General features: G+C 51.8%; 18 protein-coding genes. 6 read left to right on the forward strand and 12 right to left on the reverse strand.

The window, feature by feature from the left end:
• Nucleotides 1-7 precede the first annotated feature (7 nt).
• From EHT25_RS11180 to EHT25_RS11205, 6 genes are all read right to left on the reverse strand, one after another.
• Nucleotides 8-820, reverse strand: a complete 813-nt coding sequence (locus EHT25_RS11180) for a class I SAM-dependent methyltransferase (RefSeq protein WP_124874443.1) — start codon at nucleotides 818-820, stop codon at nucleotides 8-10.
• Between the two features lie 93 nt (nucleotides 821-913).
• Nucleotides 914-1,843: a hypothetical protein gene (locus tag EHT25_RS11185; protein ID WP_124874445.1), complete on the reverse strand. Its 930-nt coding sequence runs from the start codon at nucleotides 1,841-1,843 to the stop codon at nucleotides 914-916.
• Nucleotides 1,844-2,175: 332 nt separating this feature from the next.
• On the reverse strand, nucleotides 2,176-3,519 hold the full coding sequence (locus tag EHT25_RS11190; protein ID WP_124874447.1) for a flippase: 1,344 nt from the start codon (nucleotides 3,517-3,519) through the stop codon (nucleotides 2,176-2,178).
• Nucleotides 3,520-3,532: 13 nt separating this feature from the next.
• Nucleotides 3,533-4,510 (reverse strand): GDP-mannose 4,6-dehydratase, encoded by a 978-nt coding sequence (locus tag EHT25_RS11195; RefSeq protein ID WP_124874449.1) that lies wholly within the window; start codon nucleotides 4,508-4,510, stop codon nucleotides 3,533-3,535.
• Nucleotides 4,511-4,650: 140 nt separating this feature from the next.
• Nucleotides 4,651-5,760, reverse strand: a complete 1,110-nt coding sequence (locus EHT25_RS11200) for a Wzz/FepE/Etk N-terminal domain-containing protein (RefSeq protein ID WP_124874451.1) — start codon at nucleotides 5,758-5,760, stop codon at nucleotides 4,651-4,653.
• A 31-nt stretch (nucleotides 5,761-5,791) separates the two neighbouring features.
• The gene (locus tag EHT25_RS11205) at nucleotides 5,792-8,212 is read right to left on the reverse strand and encodes an SLBB domain-containing protein (RefSeq protein WP_124874453.1); all 2,421 of its coding nucleotides are present in this window, start codon (nucleotides 8,210-8,212) and stop codon (nucleotides 5,792-5,794) included.
• A gap of 154 nt (nucleotides 8,213-8,366) precedes the next feature.
• On the opposite strand from EHT25_RS11205, the gene EHT25_RS11210 reads away from it, so the two are divergent.
• Both EHT25_RS11210 and EHT25_RS11215 read left to right on the forward strand, forming a co-directional pair.
• Entirely contained in the window at nucleotides 8,367-8,876 is a 510-nt protein-coding gene (locus tag EHT25_RS11210; protein WP_124874455.1) for a gamma carbonic anhydrase family protein, read from the forward strand.
• Between the two features lie 165 nt (nucleotides 8,877-9,041).
• On the forward strand, nucleotides 9,042-9,542 hold the full coding sequence (locus EHT25_RS11215; RefSeq protein WP_124874457.1) for a Fur family transcriptional regulator: 501 nt from the start codon (nucleotides 9,042-9,044) through the stop codon (nucleotides 9,540-9,542).
• Nucleotides 9,543-9,551: 9 nt separating this feature from the next.
• Here EHT25_RS11215 and EHT25_RS11220 read toward each other — a convergent pair whose 3' ends face one another.
• Together EHT25_RS11220 and EHT25_RS11225 are read right to left on the reverse strand one after the other, a co-directional pair.
• A complete protein-coding gene (locus EHT25_RS11220) occupies nucleotides 9,552-10,205 on the reverse strand; it encodes a DedA family protein (RefSeq protein WP_124874459.1) in 654 nt (217 codons plus the stop codon).
• A gap of 72 nt (nucleotides 10,206-10,277) precedes the next feature.
• On the reverse strand, nucleotides 10,278-12,161 hold the full coding sequence (locus EHT25_RS11225) for an ABC-F family ATP-binding cassette domain-containing protein (RefSeq protein WP_124874461.1): 1,884 nt from the start codon (nucleotides 12,159-12,161) through the stop codon (nucleotides 10,278-10,280).
• 182 nt (nucleotides 12,162-12,343) lie between these two features.
• On the opposite strand from EHT25_RS11225, the gene EHT25_RS11230 reads away from it, so the two are divergent.
• Genes EHT25_RS11230 through EHT25_RS11245 form a run of 4 tightly spaced genes read left to right on the forward strand, consistent with a single transcriptional unit; the run spans nucleotide 12,344 to nucleotide 15,420 of the window.
• Nucleotides 12,344-13,339 carry a formylglycine-generating enzyme family protein gene (locus EHT25_RS11230; protein ID WP_124874463.1) on the forward strand — a complete coding sequence of 332 codons (996 nt, stop codon included), beginning with the start codon at nucleotides 12,344-12,346 and terminating at the stop codon, nucleotides 13,337-13,339.
• A 59-nt stretch (nucleotides 13,340-13,398) separates the two neighbouring features.
• On the forward strand, nucleotides 13,399-13,701 hold the full coding sequence (locus tag EHT25_RS11235; RefSeq protein WP_124874465.1) for a type II toxin-antitoxin system HigB family toxin: 303 nt from the start codon (nucleotides 13,399-13,401) through the stop codon (nucleotides 13,699-13,701).
• The gene (locus EHT25_RS11240; RefSeq protein WP_124874467.1) at nucleotides 13,698-14,048 is read left to right on the forward strand and encodes a helix-turn-helix domain-containing protein; all 351 of its coding nucleotides are present in this window, start codon (nucleotides 13,698-13,700) and stop codon (nucleotides 14,046-14,048) included. The genes EHT25_RS11235 and EHT25_RS11240 overlap by 4 nt, the downstream gene beginning before the upstream one ends.
• Nucleotides 14,049-14,094: 46 nt before the next feature.
• On the forward strand, nucleotides 14,095-15,420 hold the full coding sequence (locus EHT25_RS11245; protein WP_124874469.1) for a Gfo/Idh/MocA family oxidoreductase: 1,326 nt from the start codon (nucleotides 14,095-14,097) through the stop codon (nucleotides 15,418-15,420).
• A 100-nt stretch (nucleotides 15,421-15,520) separates the two neighbouring features.
• Here EHT25_RS11245 and EHT25_RS11250 read toward each other — a convergent pair whose 3' ends face one another.
• The 4 genes from EHT25_RS11250 to EHT25_RS11265 form a co-directional block, all read right to left on the reverse strand.
• Entirely contained in the window at nucleotides 15,521-16,651 is a 1,131-nt protein-coding gene (locus EHT25_RS11250) for a mechanosensitive ion channel family protein (protein ID WP_124874471.1), read from the reverse strand.
• A gap of 91 nt (nucleotides 16,652-16,742) precedes the next feature.
• Nucleotides 16,743-17,342 carry a GNAT family N-acetyltransferase gene (locus tag EHT25_RS11255; protein ID WP_124874473.1) on the reverse strand — a complete coding sequence of 200 codons (600 nt, stop codon included), beginning with the start codon at nucleotides 17,340-17,342 and terminating at the stop codon, nucleotides 16,743-16,745.
• An 11-nt stretch (nucleotides 17,343-17,353) separates the two neighbouring features.
• Nucleotides 17,354-17,755: a nuclear transport factor 2 family protein gene (locus EHT25_RS11260; RefSeq protein ID WP_124874475.1), complete on the reverse strand. Its 402-nt coding sequence runs from the start codon at nucleotides 17,753-17,755 to the stop codon at nucleotides 17,354-17,356.
• A 348-nt stretch (nucleotides 17,756-18,103) separates the two neighbouring features.
• Complete coding sequence (locus EHT25_RS11265) at nucleotides 18,104-19,552, reverse strand: DUF1501 domain-containing protein (protein WP_124874477.1); 1,449 nt, start codon at nucleotides 19,550-19,552, stop codon at nucleotides 18,104-18,106.
• Nucleotides 19,553-19,638: the final 86 nt, after the last annotated feature.

Genomic DNA, 19,638 nt, shown 5'->3' on the forward strand with positions numbered 1-19,638 from the left:
GGTGGGATCAAATAAGGTCTTTAAGCGGCTGTTTTCTCACGGAATCGTATACTTTTTGAAAGTCATCATCCAACAGGGAACGGGTCGGATAGCGGTGGAAATAGTTGTAGAGACTGGCTTTGCGGGAATCCGTAAACCAGCGGAACCAGGTCGGGTTGACGGTGTGGGTCGTCATCAGGTGCAAATCCTGCCCATCACTATGCAGTTGCAAACCAAACTGCCGGGCGAGCCGGTGTAATGATTCCAGGCTGTAGAGGGCAACGTGCTGGCCGGTTTCGGGAATGAAATACCACCAGGTTTCCGGGGTTACGTTCGGATTGGGGAGAATCTTGGTCGTAAACAAAATACTTTTGCCAGCTTTTAGCATCTGTTCAACGGCGGCAACCGGATCGGGGAGGTGTTCAAACACTTCAAACGCGGTGACTAATTCGTAGGTGGTGTCGGCAGGTTGATCCGTGGCGTCGAAGTGTTTGGCAAACAGATTCTCACAGTACTGATCCAGGCGGATGAATGGAAAACCCCGATCGCGCATCATCCGGACAAACAAACCGTACCCTCCGCCATAATCCAGAAAAGGCCCCTGGGGCCGGAACCACTTCCGGATGATGGCTTCGACGGTGGGCGCCCAATGCAGGTTCCGGGAAACCAGCCCAATGTCCAGCGAAGTAATCGCCGATTCATATGCTTCCGAAAGCCAGTAAGGCGGTTCGGTCTGGATAAAACCGCATTCGTGACACCGGTAATAGGTAACATCATATTTGAACAATACTTTCACCTGGAAAGACTCGTTCGAAGGAGTATTGCAAATACGACAGGTCATAAAACGGTTTTTTGGTTTAACATTTATCGTTTCTGGTTTCGGCTACAACGGCTGTTCGGGCTACTTATCAACCAGAGACGTTAAACAATAAACTCAAAAATAGAGTAAATTCTTCAGACCAAGCCGTCTTTTCAGGCTTTCCGCTTTGATGGTCACCCAACCCGGTTTTTTGAAATAGTGGTTGGCCGAGTATTCGGTGGCCAGAATGTTTTCGATGATGAACGTCGGATGTTTGATTTCGAGCAGGGGTTCCAGGGGTAAATTGGCCAGCGATTCACTGTCTTCCCGGGTGTGCGTGGCGTCACCGCCAAAACCGATGTTGGAAATCAGGTTCTGGTTGGGGCAAATGCACAGGCCGTTGTTGATCCAGATCGTATAAACCCACGGATAGGCCCAGCTGTTGACCTGGCCGCTGGCGACGCTGTCGAAGGCATCAATCCAGTATTGCTGCACCTGGGGGTCGGCGAAAAGATCCGCAATCCGGTTTTGCTCGCGGAAGATCGGGTACGACGCCATCGAAACGTCGTATTTCTCCCAGGCCCGTCGCCAGCTGGCCCAGCCCCAGACGTGACAGATTTTACTGTAAAAATACGAGCCTTCGCCGTGCCACTGACCGTGCTGAAAATTGACGCCGGCAACGTGCATGATCGTGGCGTTGTCGCGGTGGTGTCGGAGATTTTCCCGGCAGAAAGAAAAGAAACTGAGGTCGGGGAGGCAGTCGTCTTCCAGAATAATTCCCATCTCGACCTGCTGAAAAAACCAGCTGATGGCCGTACTGACGGCCTTTCTACACCCCAGATTTTGCTCCTGAATCAGCCGGTGAACCGAACAGGGCCAGTCAATTTCGTCCAGCAACGCCAGGCATTCCGCTACCTGAGCCCGATCGGTCGGGTGGTCGGGGCGGGGGCCGTCGATGGAGACAAAAAGCTCCCGGGGTTGAACCTGGCGAATGCGGTCAAGTACTTCGCGGGCGTGGTCGGGGCGATTAAATAAGATAAAGAGGATGGGAACATCAAACTGCATCAGCACATCAATTTATTGAGTTTGTGAGATTTGGAACCCGGATTGCTATTCGAAATAGCCGTTCCAAACGACCTGGCCGATAAAAACGTAGCCTTTGTCGGTCTGTTACGGGTATATAACGTTACTGCTATACGATTTTATCTGAAAAACATCCGTTTCAATCATAATTCGTCCAGAAGATGATCGAATGGGACCCCCTGAATCCGGTGGGTCCATCGATGAAGATACCATCAGGTGTTATCGATATGAGACAGATTTTACGGGAAAAAGGTTGTCAGTAAACGGTACGGCTCGCGGGTTCTTTTCGTTGCAGTTGGTGCGGCAGAATCCGTTCATTCGTCGCGTTTCAGCAGACTGCGGATGAAATTTATTTTGAACGCATCGACGAACGCGACCGACTGAGCGAAGAAGACGGGTCGGGCTTCTTTTACAAAATAATTCATCAGGTAAGAGGACATCATGTAGGCCAGCAACGTGGCTATGGAGGCTCCAACGGCTCCATAATCAGGAACCAGCACCAGATTCAGAACAATATTTAAAACCGCTCCGGCCACCGTTTTGAGCAGGAGAATGCGTTGCTTGTTGTGAAGAATGAACCAGTAACTGCTGCCGACGCCCGTAAACACAAAAACCGCCGACCAGATGTGAATGATCAGGATGCGATCGGCCCCGCTGTATTGTTGTCCGTAGAGGAGTTGTGTCAGGAATGGAGCCGTAAAAGAAATGAAAACCGCAATCAGAATGCTGATGAAACTCAGCAATGCCAGCAGTTTGCGGAAAGCCCGCTGAAAAGCCGCTTCGTCCTGGTTTTTTAACTTGACAATCGACGGATAGAAAGACGAGGTGATGGCCGTGGCAATAAAATACCAGACTTCCGACAACCGCAGGGCGGCCGTGTATTTTCCTAACTCCAGGTCGCTGGCCAGTTCTTTCAGCAGGAACTGGTCGGAGCGCATGTAGAGAAAAATAAAAAAATCGGAGATCATAATCGGCCAGGCCATCTGCAGCAGCCGGATGGCGAGCGGTTTGCTAAATCGCCATTGCCGAATGTGCTGCCCGTCTTCCCGGTTGTAAATCACGATCAGAATCAACGCCGAGAGCGTGGCTTCGACGAAAACAATCGACGAAAAAGCCAGCAAACTGAACTGATTGGCCAGGAAATAAACCCGCAGCCCTGTCGACAAAACAAACGCAATGGATTTGGCAATGACTGACAGCCGGGATTTAACGCGTGACTGAAAATGGAGGTCGATGACGTCTACGCTCTGGCACACCAGCACCGAACTGGTAAACAGAATCATGGCCTGCAAAACCGGCTGATCGGAGTAGAGAATCCGAACCGAAACCGTAATGATCAAGAGCGAAACGACACCGGCGACGAGCCGGAGAATAAAACCCGTCCCGAGTAGTTGCTCTTCGGAAAAGGTGTCTTTTCGAACGATTTCCGTAATCAGAATATTTGCCAGACCCAGCCCCGCCAGGGACGTCAGAACGGTTGGAAACACATTCGCAAAGTTGAGCAAACCGAACTGGGCGGGCCCCAGATACCGCGCCGACCAAACGCCGACCAGCAAAGCCGTGGCCATGCGGAAGATGCGGTCGAAGAAAACCCATCCGGCATTGGCAAACGCTTTTCGGGCGGTTGTACTCAGATTTTGGGGACTTAGTCCAATCATGGGAAGTTATTGATCAGGCGACTTTCGGATGAAAGTTGCCGTTGAGCTGGGCGTCGACCATTAGCCGGGCTACGTCCTCCATTTTGTGTTTAGCCTTCCAGCCAAATTGCCAGAAGGCCTTGGCCGGGTTGGCGTTCCCTTCGGCCAGATCAGTCGGTCTGAAAAAAGAAGCGTCGATCTGAACGTGGTCCTCCCAGTTGAGATTGACCCGTTCGAATACGATCCGGATGAAATCTTTCAGTTTGCGGGTATGTCCCGTTGCAATCACGTAATCGTCGGGCTGCGGTTGCTGGAGCATGAGCCACATGGCCTCCACGTAGTCGGGCGCCCAGCCCCAGTCGCGGGCGATGTCGATATTGCCGAGCGTTAGTTTTTCGGTACTGCCCTGCGCAATGCGGCAGGCGGCTGCCACGATTTTCCGGGTAACAAACCGCTCGGGCCGCAGGGGTGATTCGTGGTTGAACAAAATACCGGTGCTGGCAAAAAGCTGGTAGGCTTCGCGGTAATTGGCCACCTGCCAGAAAGCCGCGGCCTTGGCGACGCCGTACGGGCTGCGCGGCCGGAATGGGGTGGATTCGTCGGCAGCCAGTTGCCCGGTATCGCCAAACGACTCGCTCGAACCGGCGTTGTATAACTTGATCGGCAATTCGCTAAACCGGATGGCTTCCAGCAGGTTCAGGGTTCCGACACTGATGCTTTCCAGCGTTTCGACGGGTTGTTCGAACGACAAACCCACCGAACTCTGCCCGGCCAGGTTATAAACCTCGTCGGGCCGAATTTTCAATAAGGTCTGTAAAACACTACGGAAGTCGTTGATATTCACCGAAACCACCGATACCTGCGACCGGATATCCAGCCGGGTCAGATTCTGGAACGACGACATCTGCGCATCGCGCGAACCGCCGTAAACTTCATATCCTTTGGTAAGCAGCAAGTGCGCCAGATAGGCCCCATCTTGTCCCGAAACACCACAAATCAATGCTTTCTTCATACAAGTTCATCGGTTTATGGTTTACGGTATTCGGTTTACGGTATTCGGTTTACGGTTTACGGTCGCTGACGCATTCATGAACGCGCTGGCAACTAAATACCGAATACCGTAAACCGAATACCGTAAACCGTAAACCGCTTTTACGCCTGACGCCGGAATCTGCTCCAGACCGTTGTTAGTAGCGTCCAGCCCAAACCAGCCACCACGCCAGCCGCCAGGGCAGCAAAAATAAACAGGGTACGCCGGGGGCCGTTCGGCCGGAGTGGTATTCTCGGCGGTTCCAGCATCTTAAAAACCGGTGTTTCCTCCTGGACCCGGATTTTGGCCTGCTCCAGTTGCCGGGATAAGTCATTGTAAACGTTTTGGGCCAACAGAAATTCGGCCTGAAGCCGCTGTTCGCTGATGCGGGCCAGGCCGCTGTATAAACTCCGGTTGCGGTCGCGGTAACTTTCCAGTTCCAGCTCAGCCGCCTGATACCGACGCCGGGATTGTTCGACCTGCTGAATCAAAAACCGCTCCTGATTCCGGACTTTCTGCGTCCGGTAGCTGGTGATGTAATTTGTCAGGTATTCGAGCGACAAGCGGGCGACCGTAGCGGCCACGACGGGATCGGGCATGCGGGCTTCGATGGTTACAATACCAGTTCGCCGTTCGTAGGTGGTTGTAATCCGGTTCGTTAAAGTAGCCGCCAGCCCTTCCTGTTCGGGCGAAATCTGTAAGGCTTTGCTGTAATTTTTGGGATCCGAGAGGTTGTCGGGCGCGGGTTGGGGGTTAACGGGCGCGTTGTCGGTATTGCCAGTCAGTCGTTGAAAAGCCGTTTCCTGCCTCTGTCGTTGCAGATACGCCTGCAGCGGGAGTACGGTTTTATAGTTTTTGGAATAAACCGGCTGCTTCAGCATATGTAAGGCAAACGGAATACTCTGCAACACATCGGGGTATAAATCGGGCCGAATGACGTCACTGGCCGCGTTGTCGATGCTGAGGCCCGCCAGACCCGCCAGCGATCCCAGATTGCCCATGCCGGGAGCACTGCCCGCCGAGGCTTCCGGCATGACGGTCACTTCCGCCTTGTAGTCGTCCGGTTTCGAAAAGGCGTAGTAAACACCAATCAGGGTGCCCAGTACGGCAAAAACCAGCACGGCCCGCAGGCTGCGCTGGATAAATTTCAGGATGTCGCCCGGTCGGATCTGGATCAGATCATCGTCGTCCATTTCGGAACCGATTGAGGGATTTTTCGTTGGTAGTGACATGAAGCGACGTACTAAACGTTGCGCTGATGGTTTAAAATAACCGAACCAGATTGATAATAACGGTCGTTAGGGTCACGGTCATTGTGCCAATGACCGAAATAAGGCCAATTCGTTCGCCCGGGCTGAGTCGTCGGTCGTCGGTCAACGGACCAAATGGTACGATCACTTTTGAGCCGGGTTCGATTTTTGGATAATGTCTGAAAAACAAAAACCGCTTCGTTCGGTCTTTTAATCCGTTGGCATATACCACGTACGACCGTTTTTGCCGGGCATTGTCGGTATATCCACCGGCCTGCGTCACGTAATCTCTGAAATGGAACCCGGAGGTGAAACTGACGGTGGACGGATTCAGGACCGCGCCCTGAATGCTAACGGTTTCGGGTAATTTCGGAATGTAAAGAGAATCACCGACTTCGAGCAGCAAATTGCCCGACATCCTCGGATTGTCCAGGATGGCGCCCAGGTCGGTGGCAATCACGGTTCCGCGCCGGGAAAACCGGGCACCCGGCAGAAAAGCACCGGTTTTTAAACCGCCTACCCGTTTGAGTATGTCCGAAATGCGTTCGCCCCGCGACTCAATGGCGTAATTGCCGGGGTGCTGCACTTCGCCATAAACCGACACATTCTGCTGAAGCTCGTACCGGGGCGACGTTCGGACGTAAACCACATCGAACGGCTTTAGCAAAAACCGGGCGTCGGCTGGCAGCAAATGCAATTCGCGATCGATCGAAAACTGAAAAATCTGTACGGTTTCGCTGCCGGTCATTTTGGTGGTATCTTCCCGAATCCGCCGGGCCACTTCGATGCGCGTCGGCGTAGCTCCTTCCTGAAAGCCGCCCGACAATGCAATCAAGTCGGTGACAGTCAGGTTGGTGACGTACGGGATGGTGTCGGGCCGGTTCACCGCGCCTTCGATGCTAACGTAATACGGTTCGCGCAGATCGCGGACGGAATAAATATGCACACTGTCCTGCCGAAGCAGCGGAATGTCTTCCGTTTCGTTCCGCATCAGCCGACCGACATCGAACGGAATTGCTTCCAGATCCGTGTTGTCGCGCTCCCGGTAGAGCGTTGCCCGGTTCAGAAAGGCATCTTTCCGGAGCCCTTCGGCCCGGTTGATGAGCGAGCGAACGGAGGTAATTTCATCGCCCAGTGCGTAGTCGCCGGGGCGCATCACGGCACCCGTCACCTGCACCCGGTTTTCGTAGCGGTTTAGGATTTCGCCAATCGTGTATTTATCGCCGGACTGCGGAACAAAAGTCGCCAGCTGCTCCTGGGCGATGGTCGAAATCCGTAATTCGCGGGGCGTATTCCGGCGCAATGTGAGCGAAAATGTATAAGCCCGGTCGGTAAAACCACCCGCAAAACTCAGGACATTTTTGAGGGTTTCACCGGTTTTGACTTCGTAGATCGCCGGGCGTTTGACCTGCCCAACGATTTCGACGCGAACGCCGTAATCGTTGACCCGAATCACGTCCTGGTCCAGCAGCCGGATGTCGTCTTTCTTATCCGCCCGCAACAAATAATCGTATAAATCAATGGTTCGGATGATGCGGTTATTACGAATTACCTGAATATCACGGAACGAACCGGTTTCGGGATTGGGACCACCCGCCAGATACAACGCGTTAAAAGCCGTTGATAAGGAGGAAAGTGTATAGGTTCCGGGCATGACCACTTCGCCCACCATCGTGACGCGAATGCTGCGAATATTGCCCAGCGTTACCGACGCGTAGGTGCCGCTGTTGGGGCGGTTTAGTCCCTGATACGCCTGCCGCAACCGCCCGACGATCCGTTGTTCGGCCTGCTCGATGGTGATTCCGCTGACGAAAATAGGAGCCAGGTTCAGCATCCGAACCGAGCCTTCGGGACTGACCCGCAACCGGAAACTCTCGGTCGAATTGCCGTAGATTTCCACCATCAGTTCGTCGTCCGGCCCGACGACGTAGTTGCGGGGTGTGGCAATCCGGAGGTTGGGTTCGAACGTCAGTGAGGTGCCTTTAAACAACGAAGCACCAAAGATATTGGGCCGCCGGACGGTATCGCGTCGCAGCAGGTTCAGGCTGTCGTAGGACGAAAGAGGCCGTTGGGAAAGAGTTCCCTGTTGGGAGCGACTGCTGAGCGTATCGGTCGAAAGCTGCCCGGTGCGGTTCGATTGCTGCTTGATTTTTGCCATGCGCTGCCGCATTTTGGCAATGTCGGTCAGCGTATAGCCCTGCGACATGGCAGCTTGTTCAATCTGCATTTCGGTCAAGCCGCTTCCCTGCGCACGTTGGTAAAATTCAATGATCTGCTCATCGTTCAACTGATCGGCCCGCGAAGGTTGCTGGCAAAAACCGGTCGTTATGGCGATTGCTACCAACAAAAAAGACAGCGCAAACCGCTGCCGGAACAGCAAAAACGAAGAGTTGCGATAGGAGGACAAATGAGATTGTATGCTGCTACGGTTCATGCCGTGAAAATAAGCTGACCCACAAAGTTACGAATTGATTGATTTTCTGCCGCTTTTTATAGTCAATGGTCCAAAAGTGGCTTTTTATTTGAAAATACCGCTATTTAGCCGGATTGTTTTCAGGATTTAATTTTAAAAATAGAACTTAACCAAGATGGCATTGATAAAACCGGTTCACGGCATCCATCCTCAAACTGGCGACGAGTGCTGGTTTGCCGATAATGCGACGATCGTAGGGGAAGTGGTCATGGGCCGAAATTGCACGGTCTGGTTCAACGCCGTGGTGCGGGGGGATGTCAATTCGATCACAATGGGCGATTATTGCAACGTTCAGGATGGCGCTGTAATTCATTGTACGTATCAGAAATTCAAAACCACCATCGGCAATTATGTGTCGATTGCCCACAATGCGATTGTCCACGGCTGTACGATTGAAGATAAAGTACTGATTGGAATGGGCGCGATTGTGATGGACGGCGCCGTCATCGGAACCGGTTCGATCATTGCTGCCGGAGCCATCGTGACGCAAAATACCGTGGTGCCACCGGGCTCGATTTACGCCGGAAATCCCGCCCGGTTTTTGAAAGCCGTTACCCCCGAATTAGGCGAAGTTTTTATGCGAACGGCGAACAACTATGTGATGTACGCGGGCTGGTATCAGTGATTGCTAAAAGTCATGCCCAAATTTTTGCATCGAATGAACAGACTGAGTATATTTGTTTGAAATTAGTCTAAATTAAATACTTAAGATTCGTTTCATGTACTTAGTCAGCAGTCGTTTCCCCAGTGTCTGCTCTGTGATTTCAAAAGCAGTCACGCCACTATGCTTATGCTGAATTCAACGTCATTAATCGCGGAAGCCCGAACAAAACTCGAAGGATATTTACTAAAGAAAGGACTGCGCCGGTCGTCGGAGCGGTTTGCCATTCTGGAAGAAGTCTATTCCCGCGATGATCATTTCGACGCGGAGGAGCTGTATCAGGCCATGCATCAGCGGTCGTTTGCCGTTAGCCGGGCCACGGTTTACAATACGCTTGAAGTCCTGGTCGATTGCCACCTGGTTCGAAAAAACCAGTTTGGGGATGAGGACAATACGAAAAGCCGGTTTGAAAAATCGCTCGGACGGCAGCAGCACGCCCACCTGATTTGTGTCAATTGTCACCGGGTCATGGAATTTTGCGATCCCCGTTTGCAGCTGATCAAAACCACCGTAGGAAATACGCTACAATTCCACGTTGAATCGCATTCACTGGTTTTCTACGGCGAATGCAGCGACGAAGCGTGCGTGGCCCGCACCAAAGCCGCTGCGGAAAATGCAGCAATGCAGTAACAAAACCGGTTATTCGCTAACCGGCTCTTTCTCCTTTTTCATGTCTTTCCGGGCGTTGATATACCCCCGGATGACCGTGAACGTCGTGATGCCCAGGAAGAAGATGATGATGTATTGCACGTAATCGACAATACCGGGGAATTTTTCTCCAAAATAGTATCCGCCCCCAACCAGCGACAACACCCAAACCGCTCCGCCAATTACATTATAGAGCATAAAATACCGCATATCCATCCGAATCAACCCGGACAGGATGGGAGCGAAGGTGCGCACAACCGGTAGAAACCGGGCCACGATCAGCGTCCGGCTACCGTATTTCAGAAAGTATTCGCGGGTCGTTTCAATGTATTTTTTCTTGAAAAACAGCGAATCCGGGCGGTTTTGTAGCCGATCCCCGAAATACAGCCCCGTCAGGTAGCCCGTCAACGAACCCAGTACGGCGGCTCCGAAAATGCAGACGAGCAACAACCACAGGGGAACCGCCAGAATTTTGGTTCCGGCAAAAACGCCCGACAGAAACAGCAGGTAATCACCCGGCAGAAAAAAGCCGAAGAACAAGCCGTTTTCGATAAAAATAATCAGCGTGATCAATACCAGCCCGCCCGTCCGAATGATTTCCTCGGAATTGAGTAAGTATTGGAAAAATTCGGAAATAGTGTTCATTAGTAAAGATGGTTGGATGGTTCAATGGCTGAGTGGTTGTTTTAACCATCAATCCATCCCGCCACCCTCTAATTAAATGTATTCCGCCAGTTCCAGCCAGCGGTCGGATTTTTCGGAAATTTGCTGGTCAATTTGTTCGATTTGCCGGGCCCACGAGGTTAATTCTTCGTGGTTTGCGGAACCGGCATTCAACTGACCCAATAAACCGCTTTTTCGTTGTTCGAGTTCCTCAATTTCTTTTTCCAGCGTTTCATATTCCCGTTGCTCCTTGAACGACAGTTTTCGCTTGCTTTCGGAGGTTGACGAAACCGGCTTCGGTTCTGGAACAGAGACCGTTGGAGCGGTTTTGGTTTTTTCGGCCGGTTTCCGTTCGGCGGCCTGGCTGGCTTTCCGTTCGCGGTAATCGGTGTAGTTACCCGGAAAATCGCTGATCTTGCCACCGCCTTCAAATATGAAGGCATGTTCGACTAAGCGATCCATGAAATAACGGTCGTGGGAGACGAGCAGTATGCAGCCCGGAAAATTCAGCAAAAATTCTTCCAGCACATTGAGCGTCGTGATGTCCAGGTCGTTCGTGGGTTCGTCAAGAATCAGAAAATTAGGATTTTGCACCAGCACCAGCAGCAATTGCAGCCGTCGTTTTTCCCCGCCCGACAGCTTGTGGACGTAATCGTACTGCTTGTTGCGGTCGAACAGAAAATGCTGCAGAAATTGCGAAATCGTGACGGTTTCGCCCGTTCCGAGTTTAATGACTTCGGCCACCTCCTGTACCACGTCGATCACCCGCTGATTGTCCGGAATCACCAAATCCGACTGCGTGTAGTACCCGATTTTGACTGTTCCGCCGGTACTGATAATCCCCGAGTCGGGGCGCAATTCACCGGTAATCATGTTCAGCAGGGTGGTTTTGCCCATCCCGTTTTTGCCGATGATCCCGATGCGGTCGTTGCGCCGGAACGTATACGTGAAATGATCGAGCAACACGTTTTCACCAAACCGCTTGCTGACGTTTTCGAGTTCGATGATTTTGCTGCCCAGCCGCGCCGTGCGGATGTTGAGTTCCAGTTGGTCGTTGCCCAGTTTGGTGTGGGCCTTATCTTTCACGTCGTCGAACGCGTCGACCCGGTATTGGGCTTTGGTGCCGCGGGCCTTGGGTTGTCGGCGCATCCAGTCGAGTTCGCGCCGGAACAGGTTTTTCGCCTTATCGACCTCGGCGGCCAGAATCGCCTGCCGCTCGGCTTTCTTTTCCAGAAAATAGGCGTAATTGCCTTTGTAACTAAACAGGGTCTGCTGGTCGAGTTCGACAATCTGGTTACAAACCCGGTCCAGAAAATACCGGTCGTGCGACACCAGCAGCAAGGTCGAGTTGTTGGTCGACAGGAAATTTTCGAGCCATTCGATGGTTTCCAGATCGAGGTGGTTGGTCGGTTCATCCATGATCAGCAAATCCGGATTTTCGATCAGGACCTGCGCCATCGCCACCCGTTTGCGTTGCCCGCCCGACAGCGTTGCCACTTTCTGCGTTACATCGTGAATGCCCAACTGCCCCAGAATCTGCTTCATTTGCGTTTCGTAATCCCAGGCTTGCAGCGTATCCATTTGCTGCATGGCGCGGTCGAGCACGTCATGATTGTCGGAAAGCAGCGCTTTTTCGTACTGGCGAATGGCGGTCAGAGCCGGATTGTCGCCGGTCAGAACCACTTCAATGACGGTCAGGTTGTCGTCCAACTGGGGTTGCTGTTCCAGAAATCCGACGGTAATGTCTTTCCGGATGCTGACCAGGCCGTCGTCGGGGGGCATTCCGCTGGCCAGAATCGATAATAGAGTGGACTTGCCCGTACCATTGGCACCGACGATGGCAACTTTATCACCCCGGCTCATTCCGAACGTCACGTTCCGAAACAACCACTTGTCGCCGAAGGATTTGGAGAGATTTTCTGCGGATAAATAATTCATTGTACGGCAAAGATACACAGACAGAACCGGATCGCCGAAGGCCCCGGACCCGGTTCGCAACGAAAACATCATCGGGAAGACTGCTACCGTACCAAAGGTGGTAGAATTTTCGGACGAAATATGGTAACTTTCCGGTCGAATTTCCTTTAACTTATTTAGAGCTTAATCCATTAACCCCATTCATGCGAAAAATTATTGCTTTGGTTGGCGTAGCGTGTTTCCTTGCAACGAGTGGTCGGGCGCAGGTGTCCGACGATGTAAAAAAGTCGTATACACAACCCATTCCCGGCAGCACCATGACGTATGACATGGTGGCCATTCCGGGCGGAACATTCACGATGGGCAGTCCGGCCAACGAAAAAGGCCGCAAACCCGACGAAGGACCACAGCATAAAGTAACCATTGAGCCGTTCTGGATGGGGAAACTGGAAGTAACCTGGGATCTGTTCGATCTGTTTGCGTTCAAGAACATGGAAAAGGAAATGGCCAACCGGACGCCCGGTTTTGATCTGACCAAGACCGATGCCGCCACGCGCCCCAGTCCGCCGTACGTGGATATGTCGTTTGGCATGGGTCGGGCCGGTTATCCCGCCATCAACATGACGCAATATTCGGCCATTCATTTCTGTGCGTGGCTGTACGCCAAAACCGGTATTTTCTACCGGTTACCGACCGAAGCCGAATGGGAATACGCCTGCCGCGCCGGTACAACAACGCCGTATTCGTTCGGAGCTGATGCCAAACAACTGGGTGAATTTGCCTGGTTTAGCGGCAACAGCGACGGTTCGTACAAACAGGTTGGTAAAAAGAAACCGAATCCGTGGGGGCTGCACGACATGCACGGCAACGTGATGGAATGGACCCTGGATCAGTATTATCCGGATTATTATGCCAAAAAGGCGAAAGGCGAAGTAAAAGAACCGTTTGCCAAGGTGACGCAGTTGTACCCGAATTCGGTGCGGGGCGGTTCCTGGGATGACGACCCGGCGGTGTTGCGCTCGGCAGCCCGCACGCCGTCGGCTCCGGCCTGGAAAATGCTCGATCCTCAGGCTCCCAAAAGCGAGTGGTGGCTGACGAGTGCATCGTTTGTTGGTTTTCGGGTCGTTCGGCCAGCCAAAAAACCGTCGGAAGAAGAAATCAAGGCGTATTATAACCCGCCTTTGATTGAGGAATATTGAGGACAATTGAGTTGAAACGATATTTATGTTAGCTTTGTTTACTAATAGTAAACTTTGCGATGTTCAATATCATCAACACAAGAACGTTAAATTCTTGGTGTGAGCAGTATCCAGAAGCAGCAGGAGCCTTACGGAAGTGGTATTTTGATCTGAAAAGGACCTCTTTTGCCAATGCCAATGAATTGAAGGCAGTTTACGGCAATGCCAGTATTGTTACCGATAACCGAGTCGTTTTTAACATTGGTGGAAATCATTATCGCTTGGTAGTACGGATTAATTATCAATACAAAGCGATCCAGCTCAAGTGGTTTGGCAGCCATGCCGAGTATGACCGCATCGATGTGACGACTGTACAGCCATGAACTGGAAGATAATAAAGAACGAAGAGCAGTACGAAGAAGCTTTGCAGCGAGCCGATGAAATTTTCGATGCAAAGTCGGAAACCGCCGAGGGCGACGAGCTGGAACTGCTGGTGATGCTGATTAAAGAATACGAAAACCGTATTCACCCGGTTTTACCGCCTGATCCGGTCGAAGCAATTAAGTTGACAATGGCGGAACAGGGTTTGCAGGCTAAAGACCTTGTATCTATGATTGGCTCAAAAGGCTATATTTCTCAATTATTGAATCGAAAAAAACCGTTAACAGCGGAAATCTTGCGAACGCTTCATAAACAATTGGGCATTCCCGCTGAAATCCTGCTGTCCTAATTTTTAAGATAATCGCTAAATCCCAAGTTTTTAACCCCTTTTCCTTATGTCAAACGAATCCAACCGCCGGGAGTTTCTGAAACAATCCGGCTTGCTCACGGGCGGTGCCCTGTTGACAACCCTGCCTTCATTTGCTTCCTCCTACGGTTTTAACAGTTCGGCGGATGATACGATTAAAATTGCCCTCATTGGCTGCGGTGGCCGGGGAAGAGGGGCCGCGCTGCAGGCCCTGAAGACCAAGCAGAATGTGAAGATTGTGGCAATTGCCGATGCGTTCCGCGATCAGTTGGACGACGCGTATAAAATTTTGAATCAAAATCCAGAGTTGGCCAAGCGGGTCGATGTTCCGGAAGAACGCAAGTTTGTCGGGTTCGACGCTTATCAGAAAGCCATTCCACTGGCGGATGTCGTGATTCTGGCAACTCCGCCGGGTTTCCGGCCGATGATGTTTGAAGAAGCCGTGAAACAGGGCAAACACATCTTCATGGAAAAACCGGTAGCCACCGACGCGCCGGGTGTTCGGCGGGTGCTGGCGGCTGCGGAAGAAGCCAAGAAGAAAAAACTGAACGTGGTCGTTGGTTTGCAACGCCATTACCAGCCCAACTACCGCGAGATGATCAAACGCATCCACGACGGTGCGCTGGGCGACATCATCGGGGGCTCTGTCTATTGGGTCAGCGGTGGCGTTTGGGTGAAACCGCGTCAGCCGAACCAGACCGAAATGGAGCACCAGATGCGGAACTGGTATTATTTCAACTGGCTCTGCGGGGATCACATCAACGAGCAGCATATTCACAACATCGACGTCGCCAACTGGGTGAAGCGCGGTTATCCGGTTTCAGCGCAGGGAACGGGTGGTCGTCAGGTGCGCACCGGCAAGGAATACGGCGAAATCTTCGATCACCACATTGTCGATTACGTTTACGAAGACGGAACACTGATCAACAGCCAGTGCCGTCACTATGAAGGAACCTACAGCAAAGTGGACGAGCAGTTCCTCGGCACGAAAGGCCGGGTTGATTCCTTCGGGCGACAAAGCATCCTCAAAGACCACAAAGGCGGTGCGATTTATACCCACAACGGTAAAGGCGACGGCGATCCGTACCAGATCGAACACGACGAATTATTTGCGGCAATTGCCAAACATGAATACAAATTCTGGGACGCGGAAAACGGCGCGAAAAGCACTATGACGGCTCTTATGGGCCGGATGGCGACCTATTCGGGCAAAGTGGTGAAATGGGATGAGGCACTGAACTCGAACATCAACCTGTTCCCCGATAAGCTGGCCTGGGATGCAACGCCCAAACTGGTGCCGAACTCGGATGGATTTTATCCAGTGGCCGTGCCGGGTAAAACAGTGGCGGTTTAATTAGTGTCTTGAACTTGGATTACGCAGATTTAAGGATTAACAGGATTTGCTACCGCAATCTTTTATATCCTGTTAATCCTTAAATCTGCGTAATCCCGGTTCAGACCTCCTCGTTAATCTTTGAATCTGCGTAATCCGGGTTCAAGACGCTTAACCGGGTTTTAGGTAGACTTTCGGGATACTCATCCCGCAGAAAGGCAATAATATTTTCCCGAATAAAACACCGCAGATCGAAGCTTTCCGGGGCGTTGCGCGAGGAAGTTAAAATGCGAATGACCACGCAATTCGGCTGCGTATCCGTCACCTGGACCACGCAGACTTCTTTATCCCAAAGCGGATTATTTTCCACCAGTTCTTTCGATTTCTCCCGAATCCGGTCAACCGGCACGTTGTAATCCAGATACAGCATCACCGTGCCCAACACCGAGGCATTCGACCGGGTCCAGTTCTGGAACGGTTTTTCGATGAAATACGTGATAGGCAGAATCAGTCGGCGTCGATCCCACACCCGCACCACCACATTGGTCAGGTTAATTTCCTCAATCCGGCCCCACTCGCTTTCCACCACCACGGCATCATCGACGCGGATTTGCTGCGTAAACGCAATCTGAATCCCCGCCAGCAGGTTGGCAATCGTACGCTGAGCTGCAAAACCGATGACCACCGATGCGATCCCGGCCGAGGTCAGAAAGCTCAAACCGATTTTACGCCCGCCGTTAAACGACAGCAATAAAACCGAAAAGCCCACAACGATGACCATAATCGAAACGAGTTGCCGGACAAAGACAATCTGGGTAACGAACTTTCGCAGGTGCAGATTGACATCGTTGGTCGTGTCATACCGCCGAATAATGAGCCGTTCCAGGACTTTCAGTGCCTGCACCACCAGCCAGGTCGTAGCAATGGTAAAAGCTACCTCGGCGGCTTTCGACGCGTACGGAAACCGCTGAAACGAGCGCTCCTGAATGTTGGTGATGATCAGAAAAAACAGCGAAGGAACGAAGAAATAAAACGCCGTTCGGACGTAATGGCGCAACAATTCGAGCACCTGAACGTGCCGTCGGCGGAGAACCATGCGGACGATTTGTGCCACGATCATGTTGACCAACAGCCCAGCGGCCACGGCCACGGCCAACAGCAACCAGCCGGAAATTTTTCGATTGTGTCGCAGCCAGCGGTCAATTTCGGTGCCAATCTGGCTGAAATTGTCCCAAAAGTCCGTCCAGTTCATGGTTTTATAGAGAGGAGTTCCCTATAAAAACGCAGACGATCGAAATTGTTCTCCCGAAGCCGGAAAGTTTTTTCCAGACGGCGCCATCCGCTTAGGGTTGCAACGCCCGCATCCAGTAGACCATTGGTTTCGGTGTGGAAACAACTTCGCCCAAATCCGGCCATTCCAGCGTACTGCGCAGCGCCGGTTCTTTTTTATAGCCTCTTTTGATCCAGAAAACGTCGTTCGGCCGGTAATCGACCGGTTTAGCCGGATGGTTTTCCGGGCGTTCGACGGCGCAGAAACAAGTCGTTTTGTAGGTGCCAAATCTGCGGGCGTGGGCTTCCCGTTCATCGAAAAACCGGTGGCCTAAACCCAGCCCGCGAAATGCCGGAAGCAGGATGCTTTCGCCCAAATAGAAAATGGTATCGATCTCAAAATCAGAGCCTTCGAAAGGTTGGCGAATGTCGGCAGTTTCGTCACGAAGCGGAATGCAGGTCGTCGCGCCAACCATCGTTTGTTCGTGATAAACCGCAAACAGAAAGGAGCGTTCCGACTGCGCGTAGGTCTTTAAATACTCTTTCTCGTAGTTGATTGTGCCTTCGTAGAGATACGGATAATCGCGAAAAACCGCAATCCGCAAAGCCGCCAGATCGTCGAAAACTGCTTCGATTTCAGATCCTCTTTGCGTTTGGAAATGCAGTGAAGCCATGGATACCGGTTTTATTCCGAAACCGCTTTGATCCAGCGTGGCAGGTTGTAATAGGTCGTTACACGGGTGATTTTTTCGCCGGAAACTTCCAGAAAGGCCGCAGCGGGTACGACATACGTCTGGTTATTGGCCGCAGGCAAACCGTCTTCCGCCTTTTTATAAATACCATTGACAACAAATTCCACGGCGACACGCTGGTCCGATGGCTCCGTCAAAAACACCATATCCGTCAGTGTTTCGTCGTACGATTCGTCCATGTGGTGAACAAAATCCGTAAACTTCTCAAGGCCGATCCGGGCATCACCCTGGTTGGGTTCGTGCCGGATGTCGGGGCTTACCAACGCCAGCATGCCATTCCAGTCTTTTTGGTTGAAGGACTCGTAATAATTTTTTACAACGTCGAGGGCAGTCATTAAACGAAGCGGTTTGATGTAGGGATAACTAACAATTTTTGCAAAGATAGGGTTGTTCCTATATCACAGGTGACGCCAGGTTCAAAATAATAGCCCACGGTTTTAATCGTGGGCTTGGGAGTAAAATAGGGGATTAAAAACCGTTAAAACGGTTGGAATATACTCGCTCGTTTTCGTATTCCCACGGTTCAAACCGTGGGCTATTAATAAGGAGGTTTCGGCTCAGGTTTCTTCAGCCATTTTTTTAGTCGCTTTTCGACTTCTTTATGTGTTAAAGATCGGCCATCTCGGTATTGCAGTTGACCTAGTTCAAAACTTTGAAGTAAAGTGAGCGACTTCTTCATGGTTTTACGCCAAAACCGGTTTTACCACTTTTCCGTGCACGTCCGTCAGGCGATATCGCCGACCCTGGTGTTTGAATACCAGTTTTTCGTGATCGACGCCCATCAGGTGCAGAATCGTGGCCTGAAAGTCGTGAACATGAACGGGATCTTTCAGGACGTTGTACCCAAACTCGTCGGTTTCGCCGTACACCATCGCTTTTTTGACGCCCGCACCCGCCATCCAGACCGTAAAGCAACGGGGATGGTGATCGCGACCGTAGTTTTCTTTCGACAGTTTTCCCTGCGAATAATTGGTCCGACCAAACTCGCCACCCCAGATTACCAGCGTATCGTCGAGCAAACCGCGTTGTTTCAAATCCATGATCAAAGCGGCCGAAGGTTGATCGACGCTCTTCGTTTGAATCTTGATGTCGTTGGGTAAATTGCCGTGCTGATCCCAGCCCTGGTGGTATAACTGCACAAACTTGACATCTTTCTCGATCAGTTTTCGAGCCAGCAGACAATTGGCGGCAAATGTCCCCGGCTGACGGGAGTCGGGGCCGTACATATCAAAAATATAATCCGGTTCTTTCGAAATATCGAGCGTTTCGGGCACCGACGCCTGCATCCGGTACGCCATCTCATACTGCGCCATCCGGTTATTGATTTCCGGGTCCAGCACTTGTTTAAATTGCTCCTGATGCAGTTTGCCGAGGTAATCGAGCATCCGCCGACGGCTGGGCTTGTCGATGCCCGGCGGGTTGTTCAGGTAATAAACCGGGTCGGGGCCGGACCGAAAAACCACACCCTGATGAACCGACGGCAGAAAACCGTTGCTCCACAATTTGGCATACAACGGCTGATCGCCATTGCGGCCTTTCGAAAGCAGGACGACAAAAGCCGGTAAATTCTGATTATCAGAACCTAAGCCGTAGCTTGCCCAGGAGCCAAACGAAGGACGTCCGGCCTGCTGCGAACCGGTCTGGAAGAACGTCACCGCTGGGTCATGGTTAATGGCTTCGGTATTCATTGACCGGATGAAACATAAATCATCCGTAATCCGCGAGGTATAGGGCAGCAACTCGCTGACCCACATCTGGCTATTGCCGTGCTTAGCGAACTTGAATTTGGAAGCCGCCAGCGGAAATTTGCTTTGTCCGGCGGTCATGCCCGTCAGGCGCTGGCCTTTCCGAACTGACTCGGGCAACTCCTGCCCCCACATCGTTTCCAGTTTTGGTTTGTAATCGAACAAATCCAACTGCGAGGGCGCACCGCTCTGGAACAGGTAGATGACCCGCTTCACTTTGGGCGAGAAGTGCGGTTTTCCCGGCGGGCGGTTTTCTTCGCTACCCGCTACCAATTTTGTTGGATTGAGCAACGACGCGAGGGCAATGGCACCCAAACCAGCACTGGTTTTGCCCAGAAAGGTCCGGCGGCTCAACTGATCGTGTAATTCGTCTTCCAGATGGTTCATAGCCTTCTCATTTTCCCTGATAACCTCTGATGTTCTCTGATTAACCCTGTGTAATAACTACAAATCAGAGGTTATCAGGGAACATC

The sequence above is a fragment of the Larkinella rosea genome (assembly GCF_003858635.1).
Lineage (GTDB): Bacteria > Bacteroidota > Bacteroidia > Cytophagales > Spirosomataceae > Larkinella > Larkinella rosea.

What these genes read in the sequence shown, in the direction of transcription:
- EHT25_RS11200 (WP_124874451.1), bottom strand. Translation starts at nt 5,760, where the DNA reads ATGTCACTACCAACGAAAAATCCCTCAATCGGTTCCGAAATGGACGAC.
- EHT25_RS11225 (WP_124874461.1), bottom strand. Translation starts at nt 12,161, where the DNA reads ATGAATTATTTATCCGCAGAAAATCTCTCCAAATCCTTCGGCGACAAG.
- EHT25_RS11215 (WP_124874457.1), top strand. Translation starts at nt 9,042, where the DNA reads ATGCTGAATTCAACGTCATTAATCGCGGAAGCCCGAACAAAACTCGAA.
- EHT25_RS11255 (WP_124874473.1), bottom strand. Translation starts at nt 17,342, where the DNA reads ATGGCTTCACTGCATTTCCAAACGCAAAGAGGATCTGAAATCGAAGCA.
- EHT25_RS11245 (WP_124874469.1), top strand. Translation starts at nt 14,095, where the DNA reads ATGTCAAACGAATCCAACCGCCGGGAGTTTCTGAAACAATCCGGCTTG.
- EHT25_RS11250 (WP_124874471.1), bottom strand. Translation starts at nt 16,651, where the DNA reads ATGAACTGGACGGACTTTTGGGACAATTTCAGCCAGATTGGCACCGAA.
- EHT25_RS11240 (WP_124874467.1), top strand. Translation starts at nt 13,698, where the DNA reads ATGAACTGGAAGATAATAAAGAACGAAGAGCAGTACGAAGAAGCTTTG.
- EHT25_RS11260 (WP_124874475.1), bottom strand. Translation starts at nt 17,755, where the DNA reads ATGACTGCCCTCGACGTTGTAAAAAATTATTACGAGTCCTTCAACCAA.
- EHT25_RS11235 (WP_124874465.1), top strand. Translation starts at nt 13,399, where the DNA reads ATGTTCAATATCATCAACACAAGAACGTTAAATTCTTGGTGTGAGCAG.
- EHT25_RS11185 (WP_124874445.1), bottom strand. Translation starts at nt 1,843, where the DNA reads ATGCAGTTTGATGTTCCCATCCTCTTTATCTTATTTAATCGCCCCGAC.
- EHT25_RS11220 (WP_124874459.1), bottom strand. Translation starts at nt 10,205, where the DNA reads ATGAACACTATTTCCGAATTTTTCCAATACTTACTCAATTCCGAGGAA.
- EHT25_RS11190 (WP_124874447.1), bottom strand. Translation starts at nt 3,519, where the DNA reads ATGATTGGACTAAGTCCCCAAAATCTGAGTACAACCGCCCGAAAAGCG.
- EHT25_RS11230 (WP_124874463.1), top strand. Translation starts at nt 12,344, where the DNA reads ATGCGAAAAATTATTGCTTTGGTTGGCGTAGCGTGTTTCCTTGCAACG.
- EHT25_RS11265 (WP_124874477.1), bottom strand. Translation starts at nt 19,552, where the DNA reads ATGAACCATCTGGAAGACGAATTACACGATCAGTTGAGCCGCCGGACC.
- EHT25_RS11205 (WP_124874453.1), bottom strand. Translation starts at nt 8,212, where the DNA reads ATGAACCGTAGCAGCATACAATCTCATTTGTCCTCCTATCGCAACTCT.
- EHT25_RS11210 (WP_124874455.1), top strand. Translation starts at nt 8,367, where the DNA reads ATGGCATTGATAAAACCGGTTCACGGCATCCATCCTCAAACTGGCGAC.
- EHT25_RS11195 (WP_124874449.1), bottom strand. Translation starts at nt 4,510, where the DNA reads ATGAAGAAAGCATTGATTTGTGGTGTTTCGGGACAAGATGGGGCCTAT.
- EHT25_RS11180 (WP_124874443.1), bottom strand. Translation starts at nt 820, where the DNA reads ATGACCTGTCGTATTTGCAATACTCCTTCGAACGAGTCTTTCCAGGTG.